Consider the following 13,791-nt stretch of genomic DNA (forward strand, 5'->3'; position numbering starts at 1 on the left):
CGGAACGTAGTCCTTGAAGCCCGCACTCTATGCGTCAGCATGAGCGCGGGAGTACGTCACGGTTTCAAAGCAGCGTTCGCACATCCACCACTTTGCCGCTCACGGCCGCTGCCGCCACCATGGCCGGGCTCATGAGCAGGGTGCGCCCGGTAGGGGATCCCTGACGGCCCTTAAAGTTGCGGTTGGAAGAAGAGGCGCTGATCTGGCGCCCCACCAACCGATCCGGGTTCATCGCCAAACACATGGAGCAGCCGGGATCCCGCCACTCAAACCCTGCTGCCTCAAAGATCTCCCGCAGGCCCTCCTGTTCGGCCTCCTGCTTGACCCGCTCCGAGCCGGGTACTACAAACGCCTTCACCCCAGGCGCCACCCGCCGCCCCTTGGCGATCTTGGCCGCCTCCCGCAGGTCGCTTAAGCGGCCATTGGTGCAACTGCCAATGAAGCAGACATCCACCGGCGTCCCCACAATGGGATCCCCCGGCTGCAAATCCATGTAAGCATAGGCCTCTTGGGCCAGTTCCCGCTCGCTTTCCGGCAGCTCCTCGGGAGCCGGGATCCGCTCATCCACGCCAATACCCTGGCCGGGGGTGATCCCCCAAGTAACCGTCGGGGCAATGTCGGCAGCTTGGAACACGACCACGTCGTCATAGACCGCATCGGGGTCACTGGCCAGGCTTTTCCACCAGGCCACTGCCTCTTCCCAGTCAGATCCCTGGGGAGCGAACTCCCGCCCCTTTAGATACTCAAAGGTTACCGCATCGGGATTGACGTAGCCGCAGCGGGCTCCCCCCTCGATGGACATGTTGCAGAGGGTCATGCGCTCTTCCATACTCATGGCCTCGATGGCGCTGCCGCCGTACTCGTAGGCGTAGCCCACCCCGCCTTTGACCCCCAGCCGGCGGATGATGTGCAGGATAACATCCTTAGCGTAAACCCCCGGCCCCAACGTGCCCTGGATCTCGATGCGGCGCACCTTGAGTTTGGACAAAGCTAAGGTTTGGGTGGCCAACACGTCCCGCACCTGGCTGGTGCCGATGCCGAAGGCAATCGCCCCAAAGGCCCCATGGGTGGACGTGTGGCTATCGCCGCAGGCAATGGTCATCCCCGGCTGCGTCAGCCCTTGCTCCGGCGCGATGACATGCACGATCCCCTGCCGACCGGAGCCGCTGTTGTAGAAGCGAATGCCATGTTGCCGACAGTTGCGCTCCAATTCCTGGATCATCTCCTCCGCCAAGGGATCGGCAAAAGGCCGCGCCCGGCCGTCGGTGGGAATGATGTGATCCACTGTAGCCACCGTCCGCTCCGGGAACAGAACCGGCAGATGACGCTCCCGCAGCATGGCAAAAGCTTGCGGGCTGGTGACCTCGTGGATCAAGTGCAGGCCGATGAACAACTGCGTCTGCCCCGAGGGCAACATCCGCACCGTGTGAGCATCCCATACCTTGTCGAATAGTGTCCTCTCGCTCATCTTCCCGGCCTGTAGCCAATTCCTGTAACCCTTCAATGTGCTACCTGGGGGAAAGCTTGTCAAGGTACAGGCTTTCGCACCTCAGTTCTCTGGCCAGGAAACTCCTGCGGTAGCCGATGAGAAGAGTCGCCTTCAAGCGGGATCCCTGAAAGCCGGCCAGGGCAAAAAGCGATAGCCTGCCTCTTCAATGGCGGCGACGATATTCGGCAGGGCCTCGGCGGTATGGGGCCAGCGATCGTGCAGCAGCAAAACCAGGGGTTGATCCGAATTCTTGAACACCTGCAACTGGGCTTGAACGCGTTCCAACAGTTGGGCCGCCGTTTGGCCGGCATAGGCATCTTCTGGGCTCATGTTCCAGTAAAGAACGCGATACCCTGCCTGCTCCAAAGAACGCCGTAAAGCCGAATCGAGACGAAAACCTCCCGGCGGCCGAACCACCAGTTGGGGATCCAAATGCAACGTTTTCAGCAGTTGCGTTGTCTGATCCACCTCGGCATAGAAGATCGCGTCACTGCTGTAGAGGCGTCGATAATCGTGAGTAAACGTATGGTTGGCTATGGTGTGGTGGTGAGCCCGAATGGATTGGGCCAACTCTGGAAATTGAGAGACATGATTGCCGATAAGAAAGAAGGTGGCCGGAATCTGTAGCTGATCCAAAACCTCTAAAAGGCGAGGGGTGGACTGTGGCCAGGGCCCATCGTCAATGGTGAGGAAAGCAGAACGGGGCGGCACCTCTAATAAGGGCTCCAGCACCTCTTCCAAAGGCAGGGGCAAAGGCTGGCTGTTTTCCCAAGGATCAAGCCAATTGGGATCTGCCGCCCAGCCGTGTTGCAGCACCACCTCCACATGAGGGGGAGCAGGGGTGATCAACAGGCGCCCGGTGTGCTCGTCCTGGTTGCCCCAGCTCAGCCGATAGGGCAGCTCCGCAGGCACCTCAACAAGGGTCGAACGGGTAATCACGGCATAGGGAATGTCGATCAAATAATGCCCGTTCACCCGCTCTTGATGAACCCAAGCAGCAGAGGGAGCCGACAAATAAATGAGGAGATCTTGCGGGTTGCTGCCGCGCACGACTCGAACGCTCTCAATCGGGAGAACGGGGTCGTATTCTGAGGTCAGGGTTAGGTTGAGATCGAAAAGCGGTTGGGCCTCCACCGCGTAGTAGTACAGCCCCACCAATAGGAAAACCAAGAAAAAGATCGCCGCTTTCAGAGAATGCATGGAAGTTGCCGGGGCTTTCGCAACAATCATAGGGCAGAAGGCTACCCCAACTCTCCAGAGAGAGCAGGATGAGCTCAACTTATGAGCGCAGGCGCTCTTCCCATTTACGAGCAGGAGAGGCGCGGCGGATGTCCCGCCAGATGGCTGTGGCAGCCAGGGTGCCATCGGCAACCGCAATTGACACCTGGTTCAGGCCCTGCTTCAAATCCCCGAGCGCAAACAGGCGCGGGTGGGCAGTGCGGCACCACTCGTCGGTGAGCAGACTCTCCCCTTGCCATTTCAAGTCAGGGATCCCTTTCAAGTAGTCGTTGTGGTATTTGGCTCCCATCGCCACCAAGCCGGTGGTAGCCTCAATGTAGGTGCCATCCTCCAGCTCTACCCCTCTCATCTGGTGGTTTTCTCCCCAAAAACGGCGAATGGGAGCTTCGTAGAGGGGATAGCCGTGTTCGGCCAGTTTTTGGCGCATTTCAGGGCCAACCGAGCAGAGGCCGTGGGTCAACACCGAGATATAAGGCGTAAACCAGTTGAGGACAAAAGCGGTGTTGATTTGAGCCTCGGAGCCGACGATCAAAACCGCCTTTTGATCCCGCATTTCATGGCCATCGCAGATCATACAAACATGCAGCGAGTAGCCTGCATACTCGTAAACATTTTGCATGTCGGGCAATTGCGGCAAATGGTCGATGATGCCCGTTGCTGCAATCAAATATCGGCTGCGAAAAACGGGGTAGAGGCTGTTGACTTTTCCCACCTTGACCTTGACGGCAAAAAGCTCTCCCTCATCCTTCACATCTTCCACATAGCCCCACAGATAGTCCATCCCCAAGCTGAGGGCGTGCTCCCTTCCCTGTCGCAACAGCTCCCGCCCTGGCGTGGTCGGAGGTAGGCCGAGATAATTGCGCAAATCCTGCATCCAAAAAGAGCGGCCTCTGCCTTTTTCTACGACCAGGCAGCTCAAGCCGTAGCGAGCCAGATAGATCGCCGCCGACAACCCCCCTGCGCCGCCGCCGGCGACAATGACATCGTAGATTTTGTTCAAGCCAACTTCTAGGTTCTTGCTGTTCAGCTTCATAGATGGCATCCTCTCGTAAGCTTTCTACTGGGTAACCTTCAAGTCGTCGGTCGCGGATCCAAAAACCTTAAGAAAATCCATATGTCCCGAAGGTCTGCTTATCCTGTTCATGCATCATGTCTCTATTAAGGCGTGTCGAGGTGAAGGGATCAGTTCCAACAACCGTCTAGAATAGGGGCTGAACTCTCTGTCAGGAGAAGAACCTTATGCCAGGCATCTTAGCGGCCATTGCCCTCATCTTCATTGGCTACCTGTTCAACTCGGTCAAGATCATCAGCCAGGGGTATGAGGCACTGGTAGAGCGTTTGGGCCGGTTTCACCGCAAGCTAACCCCAGGGCTGCACGTTATTCTCCCCCCCCTCGACAGAATTGTTTTCCAGGAAACCATTCGCGAGAAGGTACTGGACGTGCCACCGCAGCAGTGCATCACCAGCGACAACGTTTCGCTGATGGCCGATGCAGTGGTTTATTGGCGCATCACTGATATGATCAAGGCCCGCTATGCAGTGGAGGATGTGCAACGGGCTTTGATTAATCTGGTGCTGACGGCCTTGCGCGCCGAAATTGGCCGCATGGACTTGGATCAAACCTTTTCCTCCCGTGCCGAGATCAACGCCCGCCTTTTGACAGAACTGGACGAGGCCACCGATCCCTGGGGGATCAAGATCACCCGCGTAGAAGTCAGGGATATCCAGCCCTCTAAGACGGTGCAAGACTCGATGGAAAAGCAAATGGCTGCCGAACGGGAAAAGCGGGCCGCCATCCTCAAGTCGGAAGGGGAACAGCAGGCCAGCATCAATCAGGCGGCAGGGGCTGCTAAGGCACAGTTGTTGCGAGCAGAGGCCGAGAAGCGGGAGCGGCTGCTGCTGGCCGAGGGTACGGCTGAGGCCATCAAAACCATTGCCGCCACTCTGCAGGAGAACCCGGAGGCAGTCAATGCGCTGCAATACCTGATGGCGCAAAACTACATCGATATGGGTTTCAAGGTGGGCAGCAGTCCCAGCTCGAAGGTGATCTTTATGGATCCCAACTCCATCCCCGGCACCCTGCAAGGATTGGTCTCCATGGTGGACGTTGCCAAAAGCGGACAGGGCTCCGGATCGCAACCGTTGCGCACCTCCGCTGCTTTCCCAACTGAGGTGGATCTTCCTCGGCTCGACTAAACCATGGTGGCTTCAGCCCAGGAAGGAGCTCCTGCTTGGCTGCTGGTGGGGCAGGTGGTGGCGGCCCATGGCCTGCGGGGCTGGCTGCGGGTCAAGTGCTGGTCAGATTTCCCGGAGCGACTCACCCAGCCGGGGCCCCGTTGGCTGCAGCGGGATGCGGATCCGGAGCCCCTACTACATCCTTTGATCGAGGGGCAATTTTTCCCGGCTAAGGGCCTTTACTTGGTGCGACTGGAAGGGATCCCCGATCGAACGGCGGCAGAGGTTTGGGTGGGAGCCAAGGTGCTGGTGCCGGCTTCCCACCGCTTGCCCCTCCAGCCGGAGGAGTACCACTACCGCGATCTCATCGGCTTGGCCGTCTATCACCAAGGAGAGCTGCTGGGACAGGTTTCGGGGATTTTGGCCGCCGGCCAGGATGTGCTGGAGATAACAACCCCTGACCGCCGACAGGTGTTGATCCCTTTTGTAAAAGCCCTGGTGCCCGTTGTGGATTTGGAAAAAGGCACGCTTCAGGTACAGCCGCCGCCGGGGTTGGTGGAGAGCTTTCTGGGTTAGGGTCTGGAGAGATAGACTGATTTCTCTACCTGCATCCCCTCCTGAACTCGGCCCCCAGAAGCGTCTGTGTGGCTATTCTAGCCTTTTGTGCTACCATAGGGGCAGTTTTTTGGGATACTAGACTCACTCCTGGCCTTTAAGGTCAATTTTCTGGGTTTCTGTGGATCTTGGCTGGGGGTCTTCTTCAGGATTGGAGTTGCGAATGACGGAAAACTACGGTGCAGAGCAGATCCAAGTTTTGGAAGGCTTGGAGGCTGTGCGCAAGCGGCCTGGCATGTACATTGGTTCCACCGGGCCCAAGGGGTTGCACCATTTGGTGTACGAGGTGGTGGACAACTCCGTCGATGAGGCTTTGGCCGGCTATTGCGACGATATTCAGATTACCCTCTACCCCGATGGCTCGGTGTCTGTTTTGGACAATGGCCGCGGCATTCCGGTGGATATTCATCCCAAAACTGGGCAGTCGGCCCTGGTGACGGTGCTGACGGTGTTGCACGCGGGGGGCAAGTTCGGCGGCGGCGGTTATAAGGTCTCCGGCGGGCTGCACGGGGTAGGGGTGTCGGTGGTAAATGCCCTCTCCGAATGGGTGGAGGTGACGGTTTGGCGGGAGGGCAAGGTTCACTTTCAGCGGTTTGAGCGCGGGGCGGTGGTGGGATCCTTGCAATCCGAGCCGCAACCCCAGGGATCCAACCGGCGGGGTACAGAGGTGCGCTTCAAGCCGGATGGGCTGATCTTTCCCGAGCGAGAGTTCGACTATGCTCTGTTGGCGGCCCGCTTTCGCGAGTTGGCCTACCTCAACGCTGGCCTGAAAATTACCTTCACCGACCTGCGGCGGGATCCACCGCACCGCGAAACCTATCAGTATGCGGGCGGCATCAAGGAATATGTAGCCTTCATCAACCACGAAAAAACCCCCATTCACTCCGACATCATCTACATACGGGGGGAGCGGGATGGCGTCGAGGTGGAAGTGGCGCTGCAGTGGTGCTCGGATGTCTATACCGACACGTTGATCGGCTTTGCCAACAACATCCGCACCACCGAGGGGGGCACCCACTTGGAGGGCCTGAAAGCCTCTCTTACCCTCACCATCAACAGCCAAGCCCGCAAGCTCAACAAACTCAAAGATTCTGACAGCAACCTGGCCGGAGAAAACGTGCGGGAGGGGCTGACGGCTATCGTCTCGGTCAAAGTACCCAACCCCGAGTTTGAGGGGCAGACCAAAACCAAGTTGGGCAACACGGAGGTGCGGGGCATTGTCCAGACCCTCGTCTCCGAGGCGCTGGCGGAGTATCTGGAGTTCAACCCCAACGTGGCCAGGGGGATCGTCGATAAAGCCATCCAGTCCTTCAACGCTGCCGAAGCAGCCCGGCGGGCCAGGGAATTGGTGCGGCGCAAATCCGCTCTGGAATCTTCCACGCTGCCGGGGAAGTTGGCCGATTGCAGTTGCCGTGACCCGGCCGAATCCGAGGTGTATTTGGTGGAAGGCGACTCGGCGGGGGGCAGCGCCAAACAAGGTCGGGATCGGCAGTTTCAGGCGGTACTGCCTTTGCGCGGCAAGATCCTCAACATCGAAAAGGCAGATCCCGCCAAGATCTACAAAAATGCCGAGATTCAGGCGATGATCACGGCGCTGGGGTTGGGGGTTAAAGGCGATGAATTTGATCCCAGCCAACTGCGCTACCACCGCATCATCCTCATGACCGATGCCGACGTGGACGGCAGCCACATTCGCACCCTGTTGCTGACCTTTTTCTACCGCTATCAAAAGGCCCTTCTGGAACAGGGCTATGTCTATATCGCCTGTCCGCCGCTTTACAAAATCGAGTGGGGCCGCAATAATGTTCGCTATTGCTACAGCGACGCCGAGAAGGATCAGATCGTGCGGGGATTGCCGGCCAACGCCAAGTACACTATCCAACGGTTCAAGGGTCTGGGGGAAATGATGCCCGAACAACTTTGGGAGACCACCATGAACCCGGCAACGCGCACCCTCAAACAGATCACCATTGAAGATGCGGTGGAGGCGGATCGCATTTTCACCATCTTGATGGGAGATGCTGTCGGCCCCCGACGGGAGTTTATTGAGGCTCACAGTGCCCATCTGGATCTGGCGGCTCTGGATATCTAGCCGATGGCGGGAAGCTTTGCCCTCTGGAGGAGGGTCGCTCTCCACTGTCGGCAGTTACAGTCGTTTCCAACAGGATCTAAGACACTTTGCCGCTGGCCCAAGCGCTCCGCGCCGCTCACGCGACCACCCCCGACCCCTCTCCCTGAGGGAGCAGCCCTCACCCCCGACCCCTCTCCCTGAGGGAGAGGGGAGTTAGGGATAGGCGTGTTCGCGACAGCGTTGCGTAGCAATAACGACGTAGAGAAACGTTTCATGAATAGGTCAAGGCAGTTGCAGCTCAAGCCATGTGGCAAAGTGAGGGAAGAGCGTTCAAGATCCGGCCATGCCTACATTGTTTGCGGCTCTCCTGGCGGCGCTGGGGGGCTATCTCCTGGGATCCATCCCCACTGGCTACTGGGTAGGCCGTTGGTGGGGCGGCATCGACCTCCGCCAACAGGGATCCGGCTCGACGGGGGCAACCAATGTGTTGCGGACGCTGGGCAAGGGGCCGGCGCTGCTGGTGTTGCTGGTGGATGCTGCCAAAGGGGCGGCAGCGGTGGCCCTGGGATCGGCTTTGGGATCGCCGTGGTGGGTGGTCGTAGCGGCCCTGGGGGCGGTGATCGGCCATAGCCGCTCCTGTTGGCTGGGCTTCAAGGGGGGCAAATCGGTGGCCACCAGCCTGGGGATCTTGTTGGCTATGGCTTGGCCGGTGGCGCTGGCCACTTGCGGAGTCTGGCTACTGGGGATCGCCCTCACCCGCATTGTCTCCTTCAGCTCTTTGCTGGCGGCGGTGGTGGCGCCGCTGCTGATGTGGGCAATGGCTCAGCCTCTGCCCTATGTGTTGTTTGCCTTGGCGGGCGGAGTGTATGTGATCGGGGCTCATCGACGCAACATCGAGCGCCTGCTGGCCGGCTCGGAGCCGCGCATCGGCCAAAAATTGGCCCAATCTCCCTAATTCACCCTGTCCCAGAGCACGATGGAACAGACGACAGTGGTTTTCGTTTACGGATCCCTGCTGCGGGGTGGCCAGTACCACAGCCTGCTGCAAGGAGCAGAGTTTTTGGGAACCGACAGCCTCAACCACATCGACCTCTACGATCTCGGCCCCTACCCGATGGCGGTTCCTGGCCAAAATCGGCTCTACGGCGAGCGCTACCGCATTCCCTTGAGCCTGTTACCCCGCCTAGACGAGCTGGAAGATCACCCGCGGCTGTACGAACGACGGTGGGTGCAATTGGAGAGCGGCACCTCGGCCTGGGTATACCTAGGTCGGCCCAAGCAGGTGCAGGGGTGCTCGCTCATCCCCAGTGGCCGCTGGCTGCCTCGAGATCCCTAGAGATCAAAGTGGAGCTTGACGCCCTCAACATACTGGGGCAGTAACTCGGCTGAGGGTGGATCCCATTCCGGGGGATCCGACTCTCTGGCAAAGGGAGCAGCGGCCTCTACAGGGCTGGACGTGCGCTCCAGGTAGTAGATGCGATCTCCGCGTCGCCAAACGTCCGGCTCAGGCAGGTAAAACAACCGGCCCAGTTGAGACGATCCGCCTCCCTCCCGGAACCAGCCCCCCAAGCGCTGCGGGCGCACCAGCAACAAAGGCAGGCAAAGATCGGCTTTGATGCGGTAGGCAAACTGATCCCGCAGCCGCTCCAACGTGGGATCCTCCACTTCCATCTGGGCTGAAAAGGGGTTGAGCAGAGCTGAGCGCGCCGCCGAGATCGACTCCTGGGCCGAGGCCACTGTCAATTGGGGGGGCTTCAGACCCAGATCCGCCAAGGTGGGCAGGGTGATCGAGCGCAACTCGGCCCGGTTGGCCTCCAGGTAGCCGGCCCAGCGCTGCAGTTGGGAAAAGGGGATCGGCAGGGTGCGGATCCCTTCTGAGATGGGCATCTCCGGCAGCAATACCGTCCAGATGGCAGCGGAAACCGAGAGCTTCACCATCAACTCGGCAATGGCCCAGTTCATCTGGGGATCCAAAGTCAGGATCAGCAGCGTCTCCGCATGGTCGATATCGGCTTTCAAGAAGGCTGACTCGCTCAGCACGGCTTCCTGCAAAGATCCGGGAAGCACCTGGCCAGGTTCCTCCAAGGACTCCGTCCCGCTGACGCGAACGGGCAGAGCTTTGGAGAGCCCATTGCTGGTGGGGGGCTGGGGCCCTGAGGTATGGCCGGCTTTGTGGCCGTTGAGCTCGGCTGGGCCGACAGGCTCGCGCAGACGGGATCCCGACGGCAGTGGCAGCACCTCCACCGCCTGGTTGAGGGAGCGCAGCAACTGGGCCAACTGGTCGACCAGCGGATGGTTGCCGACGATCACCGTAGAACTGCCCTGATCCAAGCCCAGCCAGCGGGCCACCCAGGCGGCGGTCAGCCCCTGCACCGTCACCGTGAGCGAGATGGTCAAAAACACCAGCGCCTTGAGGGCATCTCCCCCGGTAATGCCCCGCTCGGTGAGCAAAATGGCAAACAAAGAGGCCACCGAAGCCGCCACAATGCCGCGGGGGGCCAGCCAGGCCACAAACAGCTTCTGCCGCCAATTGAGGTCGCTGCGCCAGGTACACAGCCACACGCTCAAGGGGCGCACCACCAGCATCAGGCAGAGCACCGTGGCCAACGCTCCCCAGCCCAGAGCAAATACCGCCTTCAGAGAGAGGGTGGACGTGAGCAGGATAAACAATACCGAGATAGCGACCACCACCAACTGGCCGTGGAACTGGCGCACGCTCCGCTCGGCAATGGCCGCCTTCTGCCGCACCACCAGGCCCGCCATCACCACCGCCATCAGCCCCGCCTCGGAGCGCAGCGACTGGGCCAGGGCAAACACCCCCAGCGCCCCCGCCAGCACCACCGAGTTGCGCAGCTCTTCCGTCAAAAACTGCCGCGACCAGAGCAGAAAGGATCCCATTAGCCAGCCCCCCAGCGCCCCCACCGCCGACCCAATGGCCAAGCGGCTGGACAACTGCTCCAAGGCCATGAGGAAGCTGGGGTGGCCAGAAAGCACCACCTGCAGCACCACCACCGCCAAGATGGCCCCCACCGGATCGATGAGCACCCCTTCCCCTTCCAGCAGGGTGCTGACGGCGGAATCGACCCGTACCCGCTTCAGGATGGGGTTAATCACCGTCGGCCCCGTCACCACCACCAGGGATCCGAACAAAAAGGCCAGGGGCCAGGGAAACTCCCCCAAATAGTGGGCCGCCAGCGCCCCCCCTCCCAAGGTCAGCAGGGATCCCAACAACACCAAATTGCGCAGGCTATCGGAGACTTGGTTGAGGCGTTGCAGCCGCAGGTTCAGCCCCCCCTCAAACAGGATCAGAGCCACCGCCAACGACACCAGCGCCTCCAGCCCGGATCCCATAACCTGGGGGTGAACCCAGCTCAGGCCATCCGGGCCCAGCAGCACCCCAAACAGGAGCAGGAAAACAATGCTGGGCACCTTGACAAAATTGGCCAGGACTTGAGCTGCGATCCCGGCCACTAGGGCCAGCGTAAACAGGATCGTCAGCTCAAAGGAGTTTTCCATGCCGAGGCTCAACCTCCCTTAGCGAGAACTCTGTCCCAGCAGTTCTGTCTTGGTTAGCGTTGGGGCCACAGAAGGTTGACATGAACAGGCTGTTAACAACTACAAGTCGCTCCGGGCCGGGACAGACACAGGTGGGAGCAGCGAGAAAGCATCTTGACGAACAGGCAAACTCTGGCCGAATGTAACACTTTTATGTAACACCTTGAAGTTACTGCTCCTTGAGTCTAGGGTAGCTCAGGCCGAAGGTGAACTCAAATGGCCGCCCTCGGAGGGGGCAGCTCCCTGTTGCAGGCTGTCCTCTTGGCAGGGGCCGGCCTCCGCCAGGGGCTTGACACGACGAATAGGCAGGTTGGCGATCAGGGCCGTCGTCCCCCCTTCTGCCGCCAAGTGAAATTGCAGCCCCTCCGCATCCAGCTCCACATAGCGGGACACCACCCCCAAAATCTCCAGCCGCATCGCTTCCAAGGCTGCCGGGGTGAGGTCGGTGCGGTCGTGGGCCAAGATCAGTTTCAGGCGTTGCTTGGCCTGCTCGCGGCTGCTGCCGGAGTGGCGGGAGAAAAGCTGATCTAAGAAATCGAGAAGCATGGGCCTTAGCGGTAGCTGGAGTCAGTCGTCAAGGCGAATGGGGATGGGCAAACCCAATCCAAATCAGGCAGAAGAGCCATTCAAAGCACCTTTTGGTTTAAAAACCGCTTGGCTTTTTCCCAGAAAGACTCACCCAAGCTGGCCAACTTGGGGAATTCCACCGTCTCCCCTTCCAGCCGTCGGGCAATGCGCTGGATGGCCTGAGCAGCCAGAGTTGGGTTGGCCGAGAGGACTAGGGGCTCCCCTTTGTTGGTGGAGACGATCACCTCCCGGTCTTCTGGAATGATACCCACCAAGGGGATGGCCAGCACCTCCACCACGTCTTCCACCGACATCATCTGGCCGGCTACCACCATATCGGGGCGCAGGCGGTTGACGATAAGCTGGGTCGGTGCAATTTGTGCAGCTTCCAACAAGCCCACTACGCGATCTGCATCCCGCACTGCCGCCACCTCCGGGGTGGTGACGATGAGTGCCTCGCCGGCCCCCGCGATGGCATTGCGAAACCCCTGTTCGATCCCTGCCGGGCAGTCGATCAGCACATAGTCGTGGCTGCCGGCCAGCTTCTCGATCAACTGGCGCATCTGATCTGGGTTGGCCGCCGTTTTGTTGCGGGTTTGGGCTGCTGGCAACAGCGAGAGATTGGGGGTGCGTTTGTCTTTCACCAACGCTTGTTCAAGGCGACATTCCCCCGCAATCACCTCTAGAGCCGTGTACACCACCCGATTCTCCAGCCCCAGCAACAAGTCCAGGTTGCGCAGGCCAAAGTCGGCATCCACCACCACCACCGAGCGACCCAAGCGCGCCAAGGCAGTGCCCAGGTTGGCCGTTAGGGTGGTTTTGCCCACCCCGCCTTTGCCAGAGGTTACGACAATGACTCGGCTCATACCCCCCTCCGCAGAAAATCCTGAAGGCTGGCAATGCAGATGGCATCCTCCTGCAAGTAAACCACCTCTGGCGTGTCGGGGGGGGATCCACCCTCGGGTGGACGGGCCACCTGATCGGCAATGCGCAACTGAGTCGGCTCCAACTGCAAAGCCAAGATCACAGCACTCCTATCTCCCTCGGCGCCGGCATGCACCAGCCCTCGCAGACGTCCCCAAACCCAAATGTCTCCGCCCGCAATGATCTCGCCGCCAGGGTTGAGATCCCCCAGCAAGAAGACCGAGCCGCGGTGGCGCACGGACATTCCCGAGCGCACTGTGGATCGCAGGTAGAGGGGGGTGGTATCCGGGGGGACAGGGGGAATCGCCTCTAAGGGGGAAGATTGTTCCACAGAATAGCCCAGCGTCGCCGCCGCAATCGCCGTCGAGCGGGATCCGGTTTGGACGCGCCACAGTTGCAGTCCATGCTGGGACAACAGGGCAGCAAGGATTTGTAAGGCAGGCATGTCCAGCTCTCGCCCTTGGCACCACAGGGTCAGGGGGGCCACTCCTGCCCAGTGGGGTTTGCGGCTGCGCAACTGCCACACCAAGTTCTCCCAAACTTCTTCCCAGGTCAGGGTGCTGGGCAGGTGCAGATGGATCCCTTGGGCATCCGAGCGAAAGTACACACTGCCCGTAGCCCAGGAGTCTGGAGATGGGGTAAGCGGGGAGATTTCAGGGTTCCATGTAGGGGATCCCATCATGACGGCGCCTGAACATTTGCCCGAATATAGAGCCTCATCCTATTCCATTCTTCCCCAGGGGTATGGTGCAATTTTTGGCCAAATCGCTCAGCATGGCCTAGTCAGCTCCGGCAGCTCCACTTGGCCTGCGCAATCTCTCCCCCAAACCCAGCGCACCGAAATCGAGATCTTGCCTGTGCTGCCGGTTTTACCCTATAGCCCAGGGCCAACAGACATGAGGGATCCCCGCCATCGATCTGGCCAACTCACTCCAGCGCTAGTGTACCAACCCTTTTGGGTCTTGCGCAGGGGTGTTCAATGGGTTGCATCTGGACAACCATGAGCTCAAGAGCAGAACACAGGGTCAGTTTGAAGAGAGCGCCGAGCTGTGCCCAGCGGATCCCATATCCAAGTTTGGTTTATAATCTTTTTAGATTTCGGCTTAGCTTGGATTTGAAGAGGTCAACTTTAGCCTGGCTGAGCTGTACGGCTCTT

General features: G+C 59.8%; 12 protein-coding genes. 5 read left to right on the forward strand and 7 right to left on the reverse strand.

Annotation, left to right across the window (positions count from 1 at the left end; all coding sequences use genetic code 11):
- Positions 1-64: 64 nt before the first annotated feature.
- The 3 genes from leuC to NW826_RS02270 all read right to left on the reverse strand — a co-directional run bounded on the left by leuC (position 65) and on the right by NW826_RS02270 (position 3,761).
- On the reverse strand, positions 65-1,468 hold the full coding sequence (leuC, locus tag NW826_RS02260) for a 3-isopropylmalate dehydratase large subunit (RefSeq protein ID WP_414335680.1): 1,404 nt from the start codon (positions 1,466-1,468) through the stop codon (positions 65-67).
- A gap of 132 nt (positions 1,469-1,600) precedes the next feature.
- Complete coding sequence (locus NW826_RS02265; RefSeq protein ID WP_414335678.1) at positions 1,601-2,689, reverse strand: polysaccharide deacetylase family protein; 1,089 nt, start codon at positions 2,687-2,689, stop codon at positions 1,601-1,603.
- 79 nt (positions 2,690-2,768) lie between these two features.
- Positions 2,769-3,761 (reverse strand): NAD(P)/FAD-dependent oxidoreductase, encoded by a 993-nt coding sequence (locus NW826_RS02270; protein ID WP_414347596.1) that lies wholly within the window; start codon positions 3,759-3,761, stop codon positions 2,769-2,771.
- A gap of 206 nt (positions 3,762-3,967) precedes the next feature.
- Here NW826_RS02270 and NW826_RS02275 point away from each other — a divergent pair, with 206 nt between their 5' ends.
- The 5 genes from NW826_RS02275 (at position 3,968) to NW826_RS02295 (ending at position 8,925) form a co-directional block, all read left to right on the forward strand.
- Positions 3,968-4,924, forward strand: coding sequence for an SPFH domain-containing protein (locus NW826_RS02275; RefSeq protein WP_414337296.1), 957 nt, complete (start codon positions 3,968-3,970; stop codon positions 4,922-4,924).
- A 3-nt stretch (positions 4,925-4,927) separates the two neighbouring features.
- A complete protein-coding gene (gene rimM / locus NW826_RS02280) occupies positions 4,928-5,479 on the forward strand; it encodes a ribosome maturation factor RimM (RefSeq protein ID WP_414335673.1) in 552 nt (183 codons plus the stop codon).
- A 202-nt stretch (positions 5,480-5,681) separates the two neighbouring features.
- Entirely contained in the window at positions 5,682-7,610 is a 1,929-nt protein-coding gene (gene gyrB / locus NW826_RS02285; protein ID WP_414335672.1) for a DNA topoisomerase (ATP-hydrolyzing) subunit B, read from the forward strand.
- 322 nt (positions 7,611-7,932) lie between these two features.
- Entirely contained in the window at positions 7,933-8,544 is a 612-nt protein-coding gene (gene plsY / locus NW826_RS02290) for a glycerol-3-phosphate 1-O-acyltransferase PlsY (RefSeq protein WP_414335787.1), read from the forward strand.
- Between the two features lie 21 nt (positions 8,545-8,565).
- The gene (locus NW826_RS02295) at positions 8,566-8,925 is read left to right on the forward strand and encodes a gamma-glutamylcyclotransferase (protein ID WP_414509338.1); all 360 of its coding nucleotides are present in this window, start codon (positions 8,566-8,568) and stop codon (positions 8,923-8,925) included.
- Here NW826_RS02295 and NW826_RS02300 read toward each other — a convergent pair.
- The 4 genes from NW826_RS02300 to minC form a co-directional block, all read right to left on the reverse strand.
- On the reverse strand, positions 8,922-11,105 hold the full coding sequence (locus NW826_RS02300) for a cation:proton antiporter (protein ID WP_414509339.1): 2,184 nt from the start codon (positions 11,103-11,105) through the stop codon (positions 8,922-8,924). The two genes, NW826_RS02295 and NW826_RS02300, sit on opposite strands and share 4 nt — an antisense overlap.
- Before the next feature lie 234 nt (positions 11,106-11,339).
- Complete coding sequence (gene minE, locus NW826_RS02305) at positions 11,340-11,690, reverse strand: cell division topological specificity factor MinE (protein WP_414335782.1); 351 nt, start codon at positions 11,688-11,690, stop codon at positions 11,340-11,342.
- An 80-nt stretch (positions 11,691-11,770) separates the two neighbouring features.
- Positions 11,771-12,577 carry a septum site-determining protein MinD gene (minD, locus tag NW826_RS02310; RefSeq protein ID WP_414337293.1) on the reverse strand — a complete coding sequence of 269 codons (807 nt, stop codon included), beginning with the start codon at positions 12,575-12,577 and terminating at the stop codon, positions 11,771-11,773.
- Positions 12,574-13,317 (reverse strand): septum site-determining protein MinC, encoded by a 744-nt coding sequence (gene minC, locus NW826_RS02315; protein WP_414341945.1) that lies wholly within the window; start codon positions 13,315-13,317, stop codon positions 12,574-12,576. The genes minD and minC overlap by 4 nt, the downstream gene beginning before the upstream one ends.
- Positions 13,318-13,791: the final 474 nt, after the last annotated feature.

The sequence above is a fragment of the Synechococcus sp. OH20 genome (assembly GCF_047502685.1).
Lineage (GTDB): Bacteria > Cyanobacteriota > Cyanobacteriia > Thermostichales > Thermostichaceae > Thermostichus.